22 protein-coding genes are annotated in these 19,332 nt (G+C 70.6%); 18 read left to right on the top strand and 4 right to left on the bottom strand.

Annotation, left to right across the window (positions count from 1 at the left end; genetic code table 11):
* Positions 1–14: 14 nt before the first annotated feature.
* Together ACFVT5_RS23465 and ACFVT5_RS23460 are read left to right on the top strand one after the other, a co-directional pair.
* A complete protein-coding gene (locus tag ACFVT5_RS23465; RefSeq protein ID WP_389891211.1) occupies positions 15–1,340 on the top strand; it encodes a glutamine synthetase in 1,326 nt (441 codons plus the stop codon).
* Positions 1,340–2,443, top strand: coding sequence for an amidohydrolase family protein (locus ACFVT5_RS23460; protein WP_389891208.1), 1,104 nt, complete (start codon positions 1,340–1,342; stop codon positions 2,441–2,443). Before ACFVT5_RS23465 ends, ACFVT5_RS23460 begins: the two co-directional genes overlap by 1 nt.
* A 47-nt stretch (positions 2,444–2,490) precedes the next feature.
* Here ACFVT5_RS23460 and ACFVT5_RS23455 read toward each other — a convergent pair whose 3' ends face one another.
* The 3 genes from ACFVT5_RS23455 to ACFVT5_RS23445 all read right to left on the bottom strand — a co-directional run bounded on the left by ACFVT5_RS23455 (position 2,491) and on the right by ACFVT5_RS23445 (position 5,312).
* Complete coding sequence (locus ACFVT5_RS23455; protein ID WP_389891205.1) at positions 2,491–3,495, bottom strand: heme A synthase; 1,005 nt, start codon at positions 3,493–3,495, stop codon at positions 2,491–2,493.
* Between the two features lie 90 nt (positions 3,496–3,585).
* Positions 3,586–4,392, bottom strand: a complete 807-nt coding sequence (locus tag ACFVT5_RS23450) for an ABC transporter permease (RefSeq protein ID WP_389891203.1) — start codon at positions 4,390–4,392, stop codon at positions 3,586–3,588.
* Entirely contained in the window at positions 4,389–5,312 is a 924-nt protein-coding gene (locus ACFVT5_RS23445; RefSeq protein WP_389891200.1) for an ABC transporter ATP-binding protein, read from the bottom strand. The genes ACFVT5_RS23450 and ACFVT5_RS23445 overlap by 4 nt, the downstream gene beginning before the upstream one ends.
* 198 nt (positions 5,313–5,510) lie before the next feature.
* On the opposite strand from ACFVT5_RS23445, the gene ACFVT5_RS23440 reads away from it, so the two are divergent.
* The 12 genes from ACFVT5_RS23440 (at position 5,511) to ACFVT5_RS23385 (ending at position 15,268) form a co-directional block, all read left to right on the top strand.
* Positions 5,511–6,365 carry a helix-turn-helix transcriptional regulator gene (locus ACFVT5_RS23440; protein WP_389891197.1) on the top strand — a complete coding sequence of 285 codons (855 nt, stop codon included), beginning with the start codon at positions 5,511–5,513 and terminating at the stop codon, positions 6,363–6,365.
* A complete protein-coding gene (gene sufB / locus ACFVT5_RS23435) occupies positions 6,362–7,783 on the top strand; it encodes a Fe-S cluster assembly protein SufB (RefSeq protein WP_389891194.1) in 1,422 nt (473 codons plus the stop codon). Before ACFVT5_RS23440 ends, sufB begins: the two co-directional genes overlap by 4 nt.
* A 164-nt stretch (positions 7,784–7,947) precedes the next feature.
* The gene (sufD, locus tag ACFVT5_RS23430) at positions 7,948–9,147 is read left to right on the top strand and encodes a Fe-S cluster assembly protein SufD (RefSeq protein WP_389891192.1); all 1,200 of its coding nucleotides are present in this window, start codon (positions 7,948–7,950) and stop codon (positions 9,145–9,147) included.
* Positions 9,144–9,473, top strand: a complete 330-nt coding sequence (locus ACFVT5_RS23425; RefSeq protein WP_389891189.1) for a non-heme iron oxygenase ferredoxin subunit — start codon at positions 9,144–9,146, stop codon at positions 9,471–9,473. Before sufD ends, ACFVT5_RS23425 begins: the two co-directional genes overlap by 4 nt.
* Before the next feature lie 7 nt (positions 9,474–9,480).
* Positions 9,481–10,245, top strand: a complete 765-nt coding sequence (gene sufC, locus ACFVT5_RS23420) for a Fe-S cluster assembly ATPase SufC (RefSeq protein ID WP_389891186.1) — start codon at positions 9,481–9,483, stop codon at positions 10,243–10,245.
* 2 nt (positions 10,246–10,247) lie between these two features.
* Positions 10,248–11,510 (top strand): cysteine desulfurase, encoded by a 1,263-nt coding sequence (locus tag ACFVT5_RS23415; protein WP_389891927.1) that lies wholly within the window; start codon positions 10,248–10,250, stop codon positions 11,508–11,510.
* Positions 11,511–11,523: 13 nt separating this feature from the next.
* A complete protein-coding gene (gene sufU, locus ACFVT5_RS23410; RefSeq protein ID WP_389891183.1) occupies positions 11,524–11,982 on the top strand; it encodes a Fe-S cluster assembly sulfur transfer protein SufU in 459 nt (152 codons plus the stop codon).
* Positions 11,979–12,314, top strand: a complete 336-nt coding sequence (locus ACFVT5_RS23405; protein ID WP_389891180.1) for a metal-sulfur cluster assembly factor — start codon at positions 11,979–11,981, stop codon at positions 12,312–12,314. Before sufU ends, ACFVT5_RS23405 begins: the two co-directional genes overlap by 4 nt.
* A 132-nt stretch (positions 12,315–12,446) precedes the next feature.
* On the top strand, positions 12,447–12,767 hold the full coding sequence (locus tag ACFVT5_RS23400; RefSeq protein WP_389891177.1) for a DMT family transporter: 321 nt from the start codon (positions 12,447–12,449) through the stop codon (positions 12,765–12,767).
* A complete protein-coding gene (locus tag ACFVT5_RS23395; protein WP_389891174.1) occupies positions 12,767–13,303 on the top strand; it encodes a TetR/AcrR family transcriptional regulator in 537 nt (178 codons plus the stop codon). Before ACFVT5_RS23400 ends, ACFVT5_RS23395 begins: the two co-directional genes overlap by 1 nt.
* Positions 13,304–13,510: 207 nt before the next feature.
* Positions 13,511–14,500, top strand: a complete 990-nt coding sequence (gene dapD / locus ACFVT5_RS23390) for a 2,3,4,5-tetrahydropyridine-2,6-dicarboxylate N-succinyltransferase (RefSeq protein WP_389891171.1) — start codon at positions 13,511–13,513, stop codon at positions 14,498–14,500.
* A gap of 186 nt (positions 14,501–14,686) precedes the next feature.
* On the top strand, positions 14,687–15,268 hold the full coding sequence (locus tag ACFVT5_RS23385; protein ID WP_389891168.1) for a hypothetical protein: 582 nt from the start codon (positions 14,687–14,689) through the stop codon (positions 15,266–15,268).
* Here the strand turns inward: ACFVT5_RS23385 and dapA are convergent.
* Positions 15,255–16,172 (bottom strand): 4-hydroxy-tetrahydrodipicolinate synthase, encoded by a 918-nt coding sequence (dapA, locus tag ACFVT5_RS23380; RefSeq protein ID WP_389891165.1) that lies wholly within the window; start codon positions 16,170–16,172, stop codon positions 15,255–15,257. The two genes, ACFVT5_RS23385 and dapA, sit on opposite strands and share 14 nt — an antisense overlap.
* Before the next feature lie 192 nt (positions 16,173–16,364).
* Here dapA and ACFVT5_RS23375 point away from each other — a divergent pair, with 192 nt between their 5' ends.
* The 4 genes from ACFVT5_RS23375 to ACFVT5_RS23360 all read left to right on the top strand — a co-directional run bounded on the left by ACFVT5_RS23375 (position 16,365) and on the right by ACFVT5_RS23360 (position 19,310).
* Complete coding sequence (locus ACFVT5_RS23375; protein ID WP_389891162.1) at positions 16,365–17,129, top strand: antibiotic biosynthesis monooxygenase; 765 nt, start codon at positions 16,365–16,367, stop codon at positions 17,127–17,129.
* Between the two features lie 123 nt (positions 17,130–17,252).
* Positions 17,253–17,948, top strand: a complete 696-nt coding sequence (locus tag ACFVT5_RS23370; protein ID WP_389891159.1) for an ArsR/SmtB family transcription factor — start codon at positions 17,253–17,255, stop codon at positions 17,946–17,948.
* The gene (locus tag ACFVT5_RS23365) at positions 17,945–18,505 is read left to right on the top strand and encodes a dihydrofolate reductase family protein (RefSeq protein WP_389891156.1); all 561 of its coding nucleotides are present in this window, start codon (positions 17,945–17,947) and stop codon (positions 18,503–18,505) included. The genes ACFVT5_RS23370 and ACFVT5_RS23365 overlap by 4 nt, the downstream gene beginning before the upstream one ends.
* A 64-nt stretch (positions 18,506–18,569) precedes the next feature.
* Positions 18,570–19,310: an SRPBCC domain-containing protein gene (locus ACFVT5_RS23360; RefSeq protein ID WP_389891153.1), complete on the top strand. Its 741-nt coding sequence runs from the start codon at positions 18,570–18,572 to the stop codon at positions 19,308–19,310.
* Positions 19,311–19,332: the final 22 nt, after the last annotated feature.

Raw genomic sequence — 19,332 nt, 5'->3', positions numbered from 1 at the left:
GAGGAGTCGGGGCGATGGAAGCGGGAAGTGCGGCGACGCGCAGCAGGCTGCGGGCCAGGGCGGCGGATCTCGCCGCGGGAGGCGTGGAGGTGATCGCGCTCACCTTCGTCGACAACGCCGGCGTCACCCGGGCCAAGACCTTCCCGGTCGGCCGGCTCGCGGAGGTCGCCGCGCACGGCGTGGGCATGTCACCCGCCTTCGACGCCTTCACATCGGCCGACCGAATGGTGACATCGCCCCACGTCGGCGGCCCGGACGGAGATCTGCGGCTCTTCCCCGACCTGGACCGGCTCGTCCCGCTCGCCGCGCAGCCCGGCTGGGCCTGGACGCCCGCGGACCGCTTCGAGCAGGACGGCCGCCCTTGGGCCGCCTGCCAGCGCGGGTTCGCCCGCCGCATGGCCGACCGCGCCGCCACCCTCGGACTGACCCTGCGCATGGGCTACGAGACCGAGTGGACCGTGGTCCGCGAGGACGGCTCCGACCCGTGCCCGGGACCCGCGTACGGCTCGGCGCGGCTCGTCGCCCTGTCCGACTACGCACGGGATCTGACGCGGGCACTCGGCGAGCAGGGGCTGACCGTGCTCCAGTTCCATCCCGAGTACGCGCCCGGCCAGTTCGAGGTGTCCACCGCGCCCTCCGACGGTCCGGTCGCGGCGGCCGACGATGTCGTCCTGGTCCGTGAGACGGTACGGGCGGTCGGCGCCCGGCACGGTCTGCGGGCGTCGTTCGCGCCCTGCTTCGTCCCGCGCGGTGTCGGCAGCGGCTGCCATCTCCACCTCAGCCTGCACCGCGGCGACACCGACCTGCACCGCGCCCCGGACACCGTCCACGGCCTGGCGCCGGAGGCCGAGTCCTTCCTCGCCGGGGTCCTCGACCGGCTGCCCGCGCTGCTCGCCGTCGGTGCCGCGTCCCCGGCGAGCTATCTGCGTCTGGTGCCGTCGCGCTGGGCGGGCGCCTACCAGTGCTGGGGCGTCGAGAACCGCGAGGCCGCCGTCCGGCTCGTCCCCGGCGACGGGCATGCCGAGATCAAGTGCTTCGACGCGACGGGCAACCCGTATCTGCTCGCCGGAGCGGTGATCGCCGCCGGGCTCGCGGGCATCGCCGACCACGCCGAACTACCCGAACCGGTGACGGGCGACCCGGTGGGACTGCCCGGCGCGCGCCGGCTGCCCCGCACCCTCGACGAGGCCACCGGACACTTCGAGGCATCCGCGCCGCTGCGCGAGGCGATGGGCGAGGTCCTGCACGGCGCCGTCCTCGCGGTCCGCGGGGCCGAGGCCGAGGACTTCGCGGGCAGTACCCCCGAGGACATCGCCGCCGCGACCCGCTGGCGGTACTGATGTTCGAGCTGCCACCGCTGGTGGACCAGCACTGCCACGGCGTCCTGCTCGGCGATCTGGGGCTCGGCTCCTTCGAGGCTTATCTCACCGAGTCGGCGGCGCCCGCGGCACCGGGGACCACCTTCTTCGACACCCAGACCGGATTCGCCGTACGCCGCTGGTGCCCGCCGCTGCTCGGCCTCGACCCCTACGCGTCGCCCGCCCGCTATCTCGCCCGCCGCCGCGAACTCGGCGCGTACGAGACCGGGCGCAAACTGCTCGGCGCCACCGGCATCGGCACCTTCCTGGTCGACACGGGACTGCGCGGCGACCTCACGGGCCCCGGCGAACTCGCCCTTGCCGCCGGGGGAGAGGCCCATGAGATCGTGCGGCTCGAACTCCTCGCCGAACAGGTCGCCGACACCTCCGGCACCGCCCAGTCGTTCCTCGCCAATCTCGCCGAGGCCCTGCACGTCGCCGCCCAGTCGGCGGCCGGGTTCAAGTCCATCGCCGCCTACCGGCACGGACTCGCCCTCGCCCCCGAACCGCCGGGCCCCGGCGCGGTGTTACGGGCGGCCGGGGAGTGGCTCGCGGCCCGCCGTCCCGAAGGCCGGCTCACCGACCCCGTACTGCTGCGGCACCTTCTGTGGGGCGCGGTCGCCAGCGGTCTGCCGCTGCAACTGCACACCGGATTCGGCGATCCGGACCTGCGCCTCGACCGGGCCGATCCGGTGCTGCTCACGGACTTCGTCAAGGCCACCGAGGGGCTCGGCTGTGATCTCGTCCTGCTGCACGGCTACCCGTACCACCGCCAGGCGGGCTATCTCGCGGCGATGTTCCCGCATGTGTACGCCGACATGGGCCTGACGCTCACGCACACCGGGTCCCGCGCCAAGGCGGTCCTCGCCGAGATGCTGGAACTCACCCCGTTCGGCAAGCTCCTCTTCTCGACCGACGGCTACGGACTGCCCGAACTCTTCGTGGTCGGCGCCCAGTTGTTCCGTACGGCCGTCGAGGAGGTGCTGGGGGAGTGGGTGCGCGACGGGTCGTGGGCGTACGCGGACGCGGGACGGGTGGCGGGGATGATCGCGGCGGGCAACGCGCGCCGGGTGTACGGGCTCTGAGCGCGCCCCCGGACCGGGAAGCGGACCGTCCTGAAGCCGGGGAGCCGTCAGACGGACGACAGTTGCGGGTCCGCCTGGGCGGGCACCTGCGGGGTGACGTCCGGGCGCTCCCGCAGCGACAGGAACACCCGCATCACGCCGATCCACACCAGACAGGACCCGAACATGTGCAGTCCGACCAGGACTTCGGGCAACTGCGTGAGGTACTGGACGTAGCCGATGGCGCCCTGGGCCAGCAGGATCAGGAACAGCTCGCGGGTGCGCAGGAGCGGGCCGCGCGGGGCGTCGACCGCCTTCAGGACGAACCAGAGCGCGAACGTCAGCGTCACCACGATCCACGCCAGGACGGCGTGCACCTTGGTGACGTCCTCCCAGTTCACGTTCATCCGGGGTACGTCGCTGGAGTCACCGGCGTGCGGTCCCGCGCCGGTCACCACCGTGCCGGCGGCGATCAGCAGCGCCGACGCGACGACCAGGAACCAGACGAGCTGCCGTACCGCCTTGCCGACCAGCGGGCGCGGCTCGCTGTCGCCCTCGCGGGTGCGCTGCCACATCACGGTGGCGACCGCGATCAGCGCGGTGGACAGCAGGAAGTGCGCGGCGACGGTGTACGGGTTGAGGCCCACCAGGACGACGATGCCACCGAGGATCGCATTGCCCATGACCAGCCAGAACTGCGCCCAGCCGAGCCGGGTGAGGTCGCGTCGCCAGGGCTTCTGGGAGCGGGCCGCGATGATCGCCCAGCCGACGGCCGCGCAGAGCACATAGGTGAGCATGCGGTTGCCGAACTCGATGACGCCGTGCAGGCCCATCGCGCTGGTGGCGGTGAGCGAGTCGTCGGTGCACTTGGGCCAGGTCGGGCAGCCCAGGCCGGAGCCGGTGAGGCGGACTGCACCGCCCGTGACCACGATGACCACCATCATCGCGAGGGCCGTGAAAGCGGCGCGCCGGACCGTCCGGGGTGACGGGGTCCAGCGCTCGGCGATGAAGGCGAGCGGATTGCGCACGGCTTGAGCGGCATCGGCTCGGGTCACGTTCAGCACGCGCAACATCGTAGGGGGCCGCTTGTGCGCGCCTTCACGAGGGGGACGAATGTGACGCCGCGCACGCCGTCACCCGCCGCCACGGGCCGGGGAGCCACGTCACTCCCAGCGGAAGAACCGCGCGGCGGCCCCGAGCCCCAGGACCGCCCATACGGCGAGGATCCCGAGGTCGCCCCACGGCATGCCCGCGCCGTGCTGGAGGACATCGCGCAGCCCGTCCGAGAGCGCCGAGATCGGCAGCAGGCCGAGGACCGACTGGGCGGTGTCGGGGAACTTGTCGAGCGGCACGATCACCCCGCCGCCGACGAGCAGCAGCAGGAAGACCAGGTTCGCGGCGGCCAGCGTCGCCTCCGCCTTCAGGGTCCCGGCCATCAGCAGCCCGAGCCCCGAGAACGCGGCGGTGCCGAGCACGAGCAGCAGAAGCACCGAGAACGGGTCGCCGTGCGGGGACCAGCCCAGCGCGAAGGCGATCACCGTCAGCAGGACCACCTGAAGCACCTCGGTGACCAGCACCGACAGCGTCTTCGCGGTCATCAGGCCCCAGCGCGGCAACGGAGACGACGCCAGCCGCTTGAGCACGCCGTAACGGCGCTCGAAGCCCGTCGCGATGGCCTGACCCGTGAACGCCGTCGACAGCACCGCCAGCGCGAGCACACCCGGCGCGAGGAAGTCCACGGCCTTGCCCTCGCCCGTGTCCACGATGTCGACCGTGCCGAAGAGCACCAGGAGCAGCGTCGGGATGATCACGGTGAGCAGTAGCTGCTCACCGTTGCGCAGCAGCATCTTCGTCTCCAGGACGGCCTGCGCGGCGATCATGCGGCCGAGCGGGGCGGCGCCCGGCCGGGGGGTGTACATGCCGGACCCGCCGGCGTCCGCGTCGGTACGGGCGTGGGCTTCGGCGGTCATCCGCGCAGCTCCTTACCGGTCAGCTCCAGGAAGACGTCCTCCAGGGTGTGGCGCTCCACCGAGATCCTGTCCGGCAGCACACCGTGCTGGGCACACCAGGAGGCGACGGTGGCCAGCAGTTGCGGGTCGACGGTGCCGAGCACGCGGTACGCGCCCGGGGTCAGCTCGTCGGCCGCCGAGTCCGGTGGCAGCGCCTTGAGCAGCGAGCCGAGGTCGAGCGCGGGACGGCCGGTGAAGCGGAGGGTGTTCTCGGCGCCGCCCCGGCAGAGCTGGTCGGGGGAGCCCTGGGCGACGAGCCGGCCCGCGTCGATGATCGCCACGTCGTCCGCGAGCTGCTCGGCCTCGTCCATGTGGTGCGTGGTGAGGACGACGCTCACCCCGTCGGCGCGCAGGTCCCGGACCAGGTCCCAGGTCGCGCGGCGGGCCTGCGGGTCGAGGCCCGCGGTCGGCTCGTCGAGGAACACCAGTTCGGGGCGGCCCACCACGGCCATCGCCAGCGCGAGCCGCTGCTGCTGGCCACCGGACAGCCGCCGGTACGCGGTCCGGCCGCAGCTTCCGAGGCCGAGCCGTTCGATGAGCGCGTCCACGTCCAGCGGATGGGCGTGCAGCGCGGCGACATGGCGCAGCATCTCGTCGGCGCGGGCCCCGGAGTAGACGCCACCGGACTGGAGCATCACGCCGACGCGGGGACGCAGCGCGGCGCCCTGCGCGACGGGGTCGAGGCCAAGGACGCGCACCTGGCCGGCGTCGGGTCGCCGGTAGCCCTCGCACATCTCGACGGTGGTGGTCTTGCCGGCGCCGTTGGGGCCGAGGACGGCGGTGATGCCCGCCGCGGCTTCCAGGTCGAGACCGTCGACGGCGGTCTTCGTTCCGTACCGCTTCACCAGGCCCTGGACCTGGAGGACGGGCTCACTTCGCATGAGGCGCAAGTCTAGGGACGTGTCGCGGGTCCCGGACCGGCGGGGGCCGGGTCCCTTTCCCGGCCCTTCGTACAGGTCCCTGCACCGGTCCCTTCACCGGCTCCTCGCCCGGTTAGGTAACCCTTAGTGATCGAGGCCACCGTACCTCCCCACCTGGGTCGCTTGTCGGGCCTTGAGGAATTACGCAACAATGGCGTTGTGAAATACGTCGGCGAGGCTCAGGAGGCCCCCGCGAGGGCCCCGCAGGAGGAACTCGCGACCGGTGAGCGGTCCACCCGCAACCGCGTCGCGCGCTCCATCCTGGACCACGGCCCGTCGACGGTGGCCGATCTCGCCGGACGCCTGGGGCTCACCCAGGCCGCCGTCCGCCGCCATCTGGACACACTCGTCGGCGACGATGTCGTGGAGGCGCGTGAGCAGCGGGTCTACGGAGCCCGCACCCGGGGCCGCCCCGCCAAGGTGTTCGCCCTGACGGACTGCGGCCGGGACGCCTTCGACCAGTCCTACGACACGCTCGCGGTGGACGCCCTGCGCTGGATCGCGCGGGCCGCCGGCGGCGGGGCCGCCGGGGAAGCGGCCGTCGCATCCTTCGCGCGCGACCGTATCGAAGCCCTGACCGACGCCTACCGCGCCGCGATCGAGGCAGCAGGCCCCGGCGAGCGCACCGAAGCGCTGGCGAAAGCCCTCAGCGCCGACGGGTACGCTGCTACGGCGCGTAGCGCACCCGGTCGGCAGCAGGGCGAGCAGTTGTGCCAGCACCACTGCCCGGTCGCCCATGTCGCGGAGCAGTACCCGCAGCTGTGCGAGGCGGAGACGGAGTTCTTCTCCCGCCTGCTCGGGACCCACGTCCAGCGACTGGCCACGATCGCGCACGGCGACGGCGTCTGCACCACGTTCATCCCACAGACCGAACCGCAGGAGCGGCAGCGGACGGCCGCGGCGCGGCCGACACCGCCGAGCCCGCCCCTTCGGCCGCCGCCACCGCGGCCGAAGACACCACCCCAGACCACCCACCACACATCAGCAAGCACGGCCGGGAGGAACCCCGCATGACTCTGCCCACGGAGACTGCCCACCCTGAGCTGGACGGACTGGGCACGTACGAATATGGCTGGGCCGACTCCGACGTGGCCGGTGCCTCCGCCAAGCGCGGACTCAACGAGGACGTCGTCCGCGACATCTCCGCCAAGAAGTCGGAGCCGGAGTGGATGACCAAGCTGCGCCTCAAGGGTCTGCGGCTCTTCGAGAAGAAGCCCATGCCGAGCTGGGGTTCGGACCTCTCCGGCATCGACTTCGACAACATCAAGTACTTCGTGCGCTCCACGGAGAAGCAGGCGGAGTCCTGGGAGGACCTGCCCGAGGACATCAAGAACACCTACGACAAGCTCGGCATCCCCGAGGCGGAGAAGCAGCGCCTCGTCGCCGGTGTCGCCGCGCAGTACGAGTCCGAGGTCGTCTACCACCAGATCCGTGAGGACCTGGAGGAGCAGGGCGTGATCTTCCTCGACACGGACACCGCGCTCAAGCAGCACCCCGAATTGTTCAAGGAGTACTTCGGCACGGTCATCCCGGTCGGCGACAACAAGTTCGCGTCGCTGAACTCGGCCGTGTGGTCCGGCGGTTCGTTCATCTACGTACCGAAGGGCGTGCACGTCGAGATCCCGCTCCAGGCGTACTTCCGTATCAACACGGAGAACATGGGCCAGTTCGAGCGGACGCTGATCATCGTCGACGAGGACGCCTACGTCCACTACGTCGAGGGCTGCACCGCCCCGATCTACAAGTCGGACTCGCTGCACAGCGCCGTCGTGGAGATCATCGTCAAGAAGGGTGGCCGCTGCCGTTACACGACCATCCAGAACTGGTCGAACAACGTCTACAACCTGGTCACCAAGCGCGCCGTGGCGTACGAGGGCGCGACCATGGAGTGGGTCGACGGCAACATCGGTTCCAAGGTCACCATGAAGTACCCGGCCGTCTACCTGATGGGCGAGCACGCCAAGGGCGAGACCCTGTCCATCGCCTTCGCGGGCGAGGGCCAGCACCAGGACGCCGGCTCCAAGATGGTCCACATGGCGCCGAACACCTCCTCCAACATCATCTCGAAGTCCGTGGCGCGCGGCGGCGGCCGTACGTCCTACCGCGGTCTCGTGGAGATCGGCGAGGGCGCCCACGGCTCCAAGTCGAATGTGCTCTGTGACGCGCTCCTGGTGGACACGATCTCCCGCTCGGACACGTACCCGTACGTCGACGTCCGCGAGGACGACGTGTCCATGGGGCACGAGGCGACCGTCTCCAAGGTCTCCGAGGACCAGCTCTTCTACCTGATGAGCCGCGGTCTGACCGAGTTCGAGGCGATGGCGATGATCGTGCGCGGCTTCGTCGAGCCGATCGCCAAGGAACTCCCCATGGAGTACGCCCTGGAGCTGAACCGGCTGATCGAGCTCCAGATGGAAGGCGCGGTCGGCTGACGCCCGCCACGCCCCCCAGCACGACCGACGGAACCGGGCTCACTCGCTGAGCCCCCGAGCTTGCCGCGAGGCGGCGGGCAGGCGGCACCGCGAGGTGCCGCCGGACCGATCGCCGCCAATGGCGAGCGAGCACGACGAGGCAGAAAGCGAGCAAGACGAAAGCCATGGCTCAGGCCCAGAACATCCCGGCGGGTGCGACCACCTCCGGCTCCATCACGGCGGGAGCCGTCGCGGTGGCCGCCGAGTCCACCGTCGCCACCCGTATGAGCGCGCCCCCCTCCTTCGACGTCGCGGACTTCCCGGTTCCGCACGGCCGCGAGGAGGAGTGGCGGTTCACGCCGCTCGACCGGCTGCGCGGGCTGCACGACGGCACCGCCGTCGCCTCCGGCTCCGGCGTCAAGGTCGCGATCGAGGCCCCGGCGGGCGTCGTCGTCGAGACCGTCGGCCGCGACGACGCCCGGCTCGGCCGCGCCGGCACCCCGGTGGACCGTGTCGCCGCGCAGGCGTACGCGGGCTTCGAGTCGGCGTCCGTGGTGACCGTCCCCAAGGAGACCGTCCTCACCGAGCCGATCCGTATCGCCGTGCACGGCGAGGGAGGCACCGCCTACGGCCACCAGGTGATCGAGCTGGGCGCCTTCGCCGAGGCCGTCGTCGTCATCGACCACACCGGTGACGCGGTACTCGCCGGCAATGTCGACTACCTCATCGGGGACGGCGCCAAGCTCACCGTCGTCTCCGTCCAGGACTGGGACGACCGAGCCGTGCACGTGGCACAGCACAACGCCCTCGTGGGCCGCGACGCCTCCTTCAAGTCGATCGTGGTCACCTTCGGCGGCGACCTCGTCCGCCTCCACCCGCGGGTGAGCTACGCGGGCCCCGGCGGCGAGGCCGAACTGTTCGGCCTCTACTTCACCGACCACGGCCAGCACCAGGAGCACCGCCTCCTGGTCGACCACAACACCCCGCACTGCAAGTCGCACGCCGTCTACAAGGGCGCGCTCCAGGGCGAAGGCGCGCACGCGGTGTGGATCGGTGACGTCCTCATCGAGGCCAAGGCCGAAGGCACCGACACCTACGAGATGAACCGCAACCTCGTCCTCACCGACGGCGCCCGGGTCGACTCGGTACCGAACCTGGAGATCGAGACCGGTGAGATCGTCGGCGCCGGACACGCGTCCACGACCGGCCGCTTCGACGACGAACAGCTCTTCTACCTGATGTCGCGCGGCATCCCCGAGCGGGAGGCCCGCCGGCTCGTCGTGCGCGGCTTCTTCGCCGAGCTGGTCCAGCAGATCGGACTGCCCGACGTCCAGGAGCGACTCCTCACGAAGATCGAAGAGGAGCTGGAGGCCGCGGTCGCATGAGTGACGCATCGGTGTTCCAACGCGCCTGCGGGCTGAGCGAGCTGGAGGAGGACACCCCGAAGCGGGTGGAACTCGACGGCACGCCCGTCTCCCTCGTACGCACCGAGGGCGAGGTGTTCGCGATCAACGACATCTGCTCGCACGCGAATGTGTCGCTGTCCGAGGGCGAGGTGGAGGACTGTCAGATCGAGTGCTGGCTGCACGGCTCCAGCTTCGACCTCCGCACCGGCAAGCCCTCCGGCCTGCCCGCGACGCGCCCTGTTCCCGTATACCCCGTAAAGATCGAAGGGGACGACGTGCTCGTCTCCCTCACCCAGGAGTCCTGAGGCACCCATGGCAACGCTTGAAATCCGAGACCTGCACGTCACCGTCGAGGCCGACAACGCCACGAAGGAGATCCTCAAGGGTGTCGACCTGACCGTGAAGCAGGGCGAGACGCACGCCATCATGGGCCCCAACGGCTCCGGCAAGTCGACCCTCGCCTACTCCCTCGCGGGACACCCCAAGTACACGATCACCAGCGGCAGCGTCACCCTTGACGGTGAGGACCTGCTGGGGATGACCGTCGACGAGCGCGCCCGCGCGGGTCTGTTCCTCGCGATGCAGTACCCGGTCGAGGTCCCCGGTGTCTCCGTCTCCAACTTCCTGCGCACCTCGGCCACCGCCATCCGCGGCGAGGCCCCGAAGCTGCGTACCTGGGTGAAGGAGGTCAAGGGGGCCATGGAGCGTCTCCACATGGACCCCGCCTTCGCCGAGCGCAATGTGAACGAGGGCTTCTCCGGCGGTGAGAAGAAGCGCCACGAGATCCTTCAGCTCGAACTGCTCAAGCCGAAGATCGCCATCCTCGACGAGACGGACTCCGGCCTCGACGTCGACGCCCTGCGCGTCGTCTCCGAGGGCGTCAACCGCGTCCGCGAGTCCGGTGAGGTGGGCACCCTCCTCATCACCCACTACACGCGCATCCTGCGCTACATCAAGCCCGACTACGTCCACGTGTTCGCCCAGGGGCGGATCGCGGAGTCCGGCGGCGCCGAACTGGCCGACAAGCTGGAGAACGAGGGCTACGAGGCATATGTGAAGGGTGGCGTATCCGCGTGACAGTGGCCCGCCAGGGGCTCCCCGGCCTCCTCGACACCGAGGCGCTCCGCAAGGACTTCCCGATCCTGGACCGCCTGGTCCACGACGGTAAGAAGCTGGTGTACCTGGACAACGCGGCGACCTCGCAGACACCGCGCCAGGTCCTCGACGTACTCAGCGAGTACTACGAGCAGCACAACGCCAACGTCCACCGCGGTGTGCATGTGCTCGCCGAGGAGGCCACGGCGCTGTACGAGGGCGCGCGCGACAAGGTCGCCGCGTTCATCAACGCGCCCAGCCGCAACGAGGTGATCTTCACCAAGAACGCCTCCGAGTCGCTCAACCTCGTCGCGAACATGCTCGGCTGGGCCGATGAGCCCTACCGCGTGGACCACGAGACCGAGATCGTCATCACGGAGATGGAGCACCACTCCAACATCGTTCCGTGGCAGCTGCTCTCGCAGCGCACCGGCGCGAAGCTGAAGTGGTTCGGCCTCACCGACGACGGCCGACTCGACCTCTCCCACATCGACGAGGTCATCACCGAGCGGACGAAGATCGTCTCGTTCGTCCTGGTCTCCAACATCCTGGGCACCGTCAACCCGGTCGAGGCCATCGTGCGCCGCGCCCAGGAGGTCGGCGCGCTGGTCCTCATCGACGCCTCGCAGGCCGCCCCGCACATGCCGCTGGACGTGCAGGCGCTCCAGGCCGACTTCGTGGCCTTCACCGGCCACAAGATGTGCGGTCCGACCGGGATCGGTGTCCTCTGGGGCCGCCAGGAACTCCTTGAGGACCTGCCGCCGTTCCTCGGTGGCGGCGAGATGATCGAGACCGTGTCGATGCACTCGTCCACCTACGCTCCCGCCCCGCACAAGTTCGAGGCGGGCACCCCGCCCATCGCGGGCGCGGTGGGTCTGGGCGCGGCGGTCGACTATCTCGACGCCATCGGCATGGACCGGATCGCCGAGCATGAGCACGCGCTGACCGAGTACGCGGTCAAGCGGCTCCTGGACGTTCCCGACCTGCGGATCATCGGCCCGACCACGGCCGAGGACCGCGGCGCTGCGATCTCCTTCACGCTGGGTGACATCCACCCGCACGACGTGGGCCAGGTCCTGGACGAACAGGGCATCGCGGTCCGGGTCGGCCACCACTGCGCACGGCCGGTCTGCCTGCGGTACGGAATTCCCGCGACCACGCGAGCGTCGTTCTATCTGTACTCCACGCCGGCCGAGATCGACGCACTGGTGGACGGTCTGGAGCACGTACGGAACTTCTTCGGCTGAGAGGCACAGGGTCGTGAGGCTGGACTCGATGTACCAGGAGGTCATCCTGGACCACTACAAGCACCCGCACGGGCGTGGTCTGCGGGACGGTGACGCCGAGGTGCACCACGTCAACCCGACGTGCGGCGACGAGATCACGCTGCGCGTGAAGTACGACGGTTCGCGGATCGCCGACGTCTCGTACGAGGGGCAGGGCTGCTCGATCAGCCAGGCCAGTGCCTCGGTGCTGAACGATCTCCTTGTCGGCAAGGAGCTGGCCGAGGCCCAGAAGATTCAGGGCGTCTTCCTGGAACTGATGCAGTCCAAGGGCCGCATCGAACCGGACGACGCGATGGAGGAGATCCTGGAGGACGCGGTCGCGTTCGCCGGGGTCTCCAAGTACCCCGCCCGTGTGAAGTGCGCCCTGCTGAGCTGGATGGCGTGGAAAGACGCGACGGCCCAGGCTTTCGCGAAGGAGGCGAAGACCGCATGACCGACAACGACACGCTGATGAAGCCGGCTTCGGAGGAGGAACTCCGCGAGGCCCTGATGGATGTCGTCGACCCCGAGCTGGGCATCGACGTCGTCAACCTCGGCCTCATCTACGGCATTCACGTCGACGACGCGAACATCGCGACGGTCGACATGACACTCACATCGGCGGCCTGTCCGCTGACCGACGTCATCGAGGACCAGGCCAGGTCCGCCACGGACGGCATCGTCAACGAACTCCGGATCAACTGGGTCTGGATGCCGCCGTGGGGCCCCGACAAGATCACGGACGACGGCCGCGAACAGCTCAGGGCGCTCGGGTTCAACGTCTGACCCTCTCCCTTCACGCAGCCCCCGGTGCACGCGTTCGCCTTTCGCGCCGGGGGTTCCGTCATGTCCCGCGACGTCCATGTCCCGCGACTTCGCTGTGTACAGCCGTACGCATCGATATGTACTCTCGTACGCATGGGATATGTCCTCCTCGCCGGCGCCATCGCCGCCGAAGTCGGTGCCACCACCGCCATGAAGTACAGCGAGGGCTTCAGCCGGCTGTGGCCCTCCGTCATCACCGTCACCGGGTATGTGATCGCCTTCGCGCTGCTCGCCCAGACCCTCAAGACCGTGTCGGTCGGGACCGCCTACGCGATCTGGGCCGGGGTCGGTACGGCCGTCATCGCGTCCATCGGCATGGTGTTCCTCGGTGAGGCGCTGACCGCGGCCAAGGTCGCCGGGATCGCGCTGGTCATCGCCGGCGTCGTGCTGCTCAACATGGGCGGGGCCCACTGATGGTCCGCCGGTACGACCCCGAGCGGCGGCAGCGGATCATCGACGCCGCGATCCGGGTGGTCGGCGACAAGGGCATCGCCGGGCTCAGTCACCGGTCCGTGGCCCGCGAGGCCGATGTGCCGCTCGGCTCGACCACGTACCACTTCGCGACCCTCGACGAACTCATGGTCGCCGCGCTGCGGCAGGCCAACGAGGGGTTCGCCAAGGTGGTGGAGAGCCGGGGCGCCTTCGGGGATTCGGACATCGACGTCGCCGCCGAACTCGCCGCGCTCACCGGGCAGTGGCTCGCCGGGGACCGGACCGGCGTGGAGCTGGAGTACGAGCTGTATCTCGCCGCGCTGCGCAGACCCGCGCTGCGGCCGGTCGCCGCCGAGTGGTGCCAGGGTCTCGCCCAGCAACTCGCCCGGCGCACCGACCCGGTCACCGCGCGGGCCCTGGTCGCGATGATCGACGGCATCTGCCTTCAGGTGCTGCTGACCGGCGCCGAGTATGACGAGGGGTACGCGCGGGAGATGTTGGGGCGCCTGATGGGGTGACGTGGCGGGGGCGCCGTACTGGTCGCCGTAGGGGTCACGGTGCTGGTCGCCGCGCTGGTCACGGGGTGGAGCGGGTGGTCTTCCGGCGGGTGCGTTCGGGTTCCGCCGGAGCCCCTGCGGGTGGCTCTGCCGTGCCAGGAGCCCGTCTCCTGAGACACCTCCCGCGCGGGTTCGCGTCGTCGCCCTCCGGCCGGTTAGGTTGCTGACATGACCGACTCGACTGCTACTCGTACCACCGGCGCCGTCGCCGCCGGCCTCGCCACCGTCGCCGCCGACGGCACCGTCCTCGACACCTGGTTCCCCGCCCCGGAGTTGTCCGCCGAGCCCGGCCCGGCCGGCACCGAACGGCTGAGCGCCGAGCGGGCCGTGGACCTCCTTGGCGAGGGCGCCGCCCGTGCCGTCGGGCCCGACGCGCGGCGCGGGGTCGAGGTCGTCGCCGTCCGTACGGTCATCGCGTCCCTCGACGACAAGCCGCTCGACGCGCACGACGTCTATCTGCGGCTGCACCTTCTCTCGCACCGCCTGGTGAAGCCGCACGGCCAGAACCTGGAGGGCATGTTCGGCCTCCTCGCCAACGTCGCCTGGACCTCGCTCGGCCCGGTCGCCGTGGACGACATCGAGACGGTCCGGCTGAACGCCCGCGCGGACGGCCTGCACCTTCAGGTCACGTCGATCGACAAGTTCCCGAGGATGACGGACTACGTCGCGCCGAAGGGCGTCCGGATCGCCGACGCCGACCGGGTCCGGCTGGGCGCGCACCTCTCCGACGGCACCACGGTCATGCACGAGGGCTTCGTCAACTTCAACGCGGGCACGCTCGGTACGTCGATGGTCGAGGGCCGGATCTCCGCGGGCGTCGTCGTCGGCGACGGCTCCGACATCGGCGGCGGTGCCTCCACCATGGGCACCCTGTCCGGCGGCGGCAATGTCGTCATCGCCATCGGCGAGCGCTGCCTCGTCGGCGCCGAGGCGGGCGTCGGTATCGCGCTCGGCGACGAATGCGTGGTCGAGGCCGGTCTCTACGTCACCGCGGGCACCCGCATCACGCTGCCCGACGGCCAGATCGTCAAGGCCCGTGAACTGTCCGGCGCCTCGAACATCCTCTTCCGCCGCAACTCGGTCACCGGCGCGGTCGAGGCCCGCCCGAACAACGCGGTCTGGGGCGGCCTGAACGACGTCCTGCACAGCCACAACTGAGCACACCCGCACCACGCTGCTCCGCCGCCCGGTGCCTTTCTCACGGTCCTCGGACGCTTCGGAATCGATTCGGAGACGGCCGGACCGGGGGAGGGCGCCGGGCGGCGCTGTGCCGATACCGTTCCCTCCGGCCGCTGTTGACGGCGCGGCCGGGGCATCGGACGGGGCATCGGGGGGTGCGCGAACATGGCGTGGACCAGACGGATCGCACTGGCCGCCGCCCTGTGCGGGGCGATGGCGGTCCTTCCCGGGTGCACTGTGCCCGTCGCGGGCATGACCGGCGTCTCCGTCACGGAGGACGGACAGCCGCTGGGCGTGATGCTCGTCTGCCACGGCCACACCGATGTCGCCGTACTCTCCACGGACCGGGGCCGGCCCGGCGACGGCGGTCTGGAGCTGGGCACCTGGACGCGTACCGAAGGGCTCACCGGGTACAGCACCTGGCCGCTCTCCGGCACGGGTGGAGACGGCTGGTCCACCCCGAAACCCCTGGCACCGCTCGTACCCGGCCAGGAGTACACCCTCTTCGGCGGCACCAAGGGCAACTCCTGGTCGGTGATGGACGTCCATTTCTCGGCCGATGACCTGGCGACGCTCGCACCCGGCCAGGTCATCCACTTCGACGTCAGCGGCGAAAGCGCCGACGCCGACGGCCAAGTGACCACGTCGGTGGGACAGTTCCGCGCCGAGGTGTGTTCCGACGGTCCGGTGGCGGGCCGGCAGGTGTCCCACGGAACCCGCCACCCGCCCCCGCTCACCCGGCGGTGACGAGCGTGGCCTCCAACTCCTCGTAGAGCGCGAGGAGTTCGTCCGCCGTGTCGGGTGTCGCGGGCAACAAGGGTGGGCGTGGTGGGCCGCCGGGGAGGCCGAGGGAGTGGAGCAGGGACTTCGCCGTGACCGTGCCCGGCAGGCCGGCGGCCATCATGCGGGTGACGAGCGGGGCGGTCCGGAGCTGGGCGCGGGCGGCGCCCGCGGTGTCGCCCGCGTCGAAGGCGTCCAGGATCGCGCGCAGCGGTCCCGGTGCCACATTCGCGACCGTCGACACATAGCCCGCGCCGCCGATCGCGTACAGCGGCAGGATGAACTCCTCGCAGCCCGTGTAGTACGCGAGACCGCTGCCGGACAGGACCCGCTGGGTACCCAACAGGTCGTACGCGCAGTCCTTCACGGCGACCACCCGGGGGTGCTCCGCGAGGCGCAGCATCGTCTCCGGCGCGATCCGGGTCCCCGTGCGGCCCGGGATGTCGTACAGCATCAGGGGCAGTCCCGACGCATCGGCGACCGTACGGAAGTGGGCCTCGACGGCGTCCTGCGGTGGGCGGCTGTAGTACGGCGTGACCACCAACAGGCCGTCCGCGCCCGCCTTTTCGGCGTCCGCCGCCAGCTCGGCGGTGTGCCGGGTGTCCGCGGTACCGACGCCCGCGACGACCGCCGCCCGGTCACCCACCGCCTCGCGCACGGCCCGTACCAGCGCGGCCTTCTCGGTGTCCGTGGTGGTCGGTGACTCGCCGGTCGTGCCGGACAGGACCAGACCGTCACAACCCCCGGCGACCAGCCGGTCGGCGAGCGCCCCGGCCCCGTCGAGATCCAGCGCACCGGACTCCGTGAAGGGCGTGACCATGGCGCAGAGGGTCCGCCCGAAGGGACCCGTGGGCCTCAACCGTGTCGTCATACGAGCAGTGTCGGCACTCCGACGTCGAAGCTCCACTTAATTTTTCTACGGTACATGCGTAAGCAAGGCTACGGAGTTGCCCTCGTCCGGGGCGGCAGCCGTCCGCAGGCAGCCCCATCCGCTTGACCTCAACCTTGGTTGACGTCGGAGCGTGGAATGGGTAAGCACCTGATCGCCACGACGGAGGCTCCCATGGCCACGCCCATGCCCACGCACCGTTCCACCTTGCGCACCGACCGGTACCCCGACCCCGAGCGGGCCGACGCCGGGCTCGCCTTCTTCAGTACCTGGCGGGTTCCCGCCCGCGCCGACCTGCGCCCCACCGTGGACGCCATCGCGCGGGCCTGGGAGACCCGGGACTGGCCGCACGAGGGCCTGCTCTCATACAGCGTCTACACGGGTGAGGGCGGCGTGACGCTGCTGCATCACTCGCAGTGGCGTGACGAGCGGGCCTACCGGGACTTCTTCGAAGCGGCGGACAACGGCCGGGACGCGCGCAACGACGAGATCGACCGGGCGGTGCCCGGCATCCGGCGGCTCGGCCTGCTCAAGACCCGCCGCTACCGCAGCGGCAGCCAGGCCGCAGGCGGCCGGGTGCCCGGCGCGATCGTCATCGTCGAGGCCGTCTTCGACGGGCCGGACCCCGACCGGCAACGGGCCTGGGTGGACGGCGTGTTCGACGCGCTGGCAGGCGACTCGGCGGACGGCGGTATCGCCGACCGTCCCGGCGGGATCTCCGCCCACTTCCACCTCTCGCTCGACGGCACGACCGTCGTCAACTACGCGGAGTGGGAGAGCGCGCAGGCCCATGTCGACGCACTCGCCACCCCGGGCGAAGGCATCGGCACCCCGAACGAGCGGTGGCGGCGCGTCCAGCACTACCCGGGGCTGCGGCGGGACGCCGGCGGCGTGAACCGGTACGTGCTCGCGTACCAGCTGCTGCCCGGTACGGAATAGTTCCACCGGCGGCTCATCGACGGCACACCGACGACCGCCCGCGACTTACCGACGACCCATCCGTCACTCACCGACGACTCCAACCGTCTGGACAAAAAAAGTTTTCGGTGAGAGGGTGAAGCCATGTTGGACGTGACCGTGATCGAGGACCCGGCGGCGGCAGCCGTCTCACTGGACCCGACGAGGGCCCGCCTCCTGGCGGAGCTGGCGGCGGGCCCGGCGTCGGCCGCCATGCTGGCACCGAAAGTCGGACTGCCCCGGCAGAAGGTGAACTACCACCTGAAGGCGCTGGAGCGGCACGGCCTGGTCGAGTTGGCGGGGGAGCGCAGGAAGGGCAATGTCACCGAGCGGCTGATGCGGGCCACCGCGGCGTCGTATGTGATCTCGCCCGGGGCGCTCGGCCCCGTGCAGCCCGACCCGGACCGCGCCCGCGACCAGCTCTCGGCGCGGTGGCTGCTCTCCGTGGCCGCCCGCCTGGTGCAGGACGTCGGCACCCTGATCACCGGCGCCACCAGGGCCCGCAAGCGGCTCGCGACGTACGCGCTCGACGGCGAGGTGCGCTTCGCGTCCGCCGCCGACCGGGCCGCGTTCATCGACGAACTGACGCAGGGCGTGGGCGCGCTGATCCGCAAGTACCACGACGGTACGGCGGAGGGCGGCCGGGACCACCGGATCGTCATCGCCGTCCACCCCAAGGTCAAGGCGGAGACCCAGGTCGCCGCGGAACCCGTGTCCGCCCCACTCGCTCCACCCGCCCTCGCACCGGACGCCGGGCCGGACGCCGGGCCGGACGGCGCAGCCGAGAAGGAGTCGTCATGAGGAAGCTCGTCGTCACCGAGTTCATCGCCGCCGACGGTGTCGTGGAGGCGCCCTACGAGTGGCACTTCCCGTACTTCGACGACGACATGACGCGGGTCGTCGCGGGCTGGATGAGCGGCGCCGACGGACTCCTCCTCGGACGCACCACCTACGACGGGTTCGCCGCCGCCTGGCCCAAGCTGCCGGACGACGCGCCGGGGGCCGCCGAGATGAACGGCATCGCCAAGTACGTCGTCTCCGCCACGCTGGAGAAGGCCGACTGGCAGAACACGACCGTCGTCTCCGGCGACAGCGTCGGAATAGCCGACGCGATCCGCGACCTCAAGGAGCAGGACGGCAAGAACATCATCGTGATGGGCAGTGCCCGGCTCGTGCAGTTCCTGCTCACCGAGGACCTCGTGGACGAGATCGATCTGCTCGTCCACCCGATCGTCGTCGGCAAAGGGCAGCGCCTCTTCCACGAGGGCCTCGTTACGACCTCGCTGCGGGTCGTCTCGTCGGAGTCCTTCGGCAGCGGCGTCCAGCACATCGTCTACGCGCCCACCGCCGAGAGCTGACCCCGGCCCGACGACCTCACCCGCCCGATCCCGACCCACCGCACACGTCACAGGAGCAACCGCCATGTCCAAGGAATTCGAGATCGCCCGAGAACTGGAGGTCGACGCCACACCGCAGCAGGTGTGGGAGGCGATCACCACCGGCACCGCGGGCTGGCTGTGGCCCATGGAGTTCGAGCCGCGCCAGGGCGGCGCGACGCCCGAGGGCGGGGTCGTCACCGCATGGGACCCGCCGCACCGCTTCACCACGCGCGTGGAGAGCGACGACATGCCGGGCCAGTCGCTCAACCAACTCGACCAGACGATCGAGCCCCGCGACGGCGGACGGCACGCCTGGGTGCGCTATGTGCACAGCGGCATCCTCACCGACGACTGGGACAACCAGTACGACGGCGCCAACAAGCACACCACCTTCTATCTGCACACCCTGACCCAGTACCTCACGCACTTCACGGGCCGCCCCGCCGCGTACACCTCGGTCAACGGGCCCGCCGCGTCCACCGCCGCCGACGCCTTCGACGCCGTCGCACGGGCGCTCGGCCTGTCCGACGACGCCGGCGAGGGCACCCGCGTCCTCGCCCAGGGGCCCGACGGGCGCGTCCTGGACGCCGTGGTCGACTACCGCGACCCGTACTTCATCGGCCTGCGCACCGACGACGCCATGTACCGCTTCTTCGGCCGCAACCACTGGGGCGCTCCGGTCGGTGTCGCCGTCCATGACTTCGCGCCGGACACAGGTGCCGGCGCGGGCGCGCGCGAGAGTGACAGCGCCTGGCAGGGCTGGTTGGAGAAGGTCTTCGCCTGATCGTTCCTGAACCCCGGGAACA

Origin of the sequence: Streptomyces sp. NPDC058001, from assembly GCF_042886315.1 — a bacterium.
Classification (GTDB): domain Bacteria; phylum Actinomycetota; class Actinomycetes; order Streptomycetales; family Streptomycetaceae; genus Streptomyces.
The sequence above is the reverse complement of the archived record's forward strand: the minus strand, read 5'-3'. Positions and strand labels throughout refer to the sequence as shown.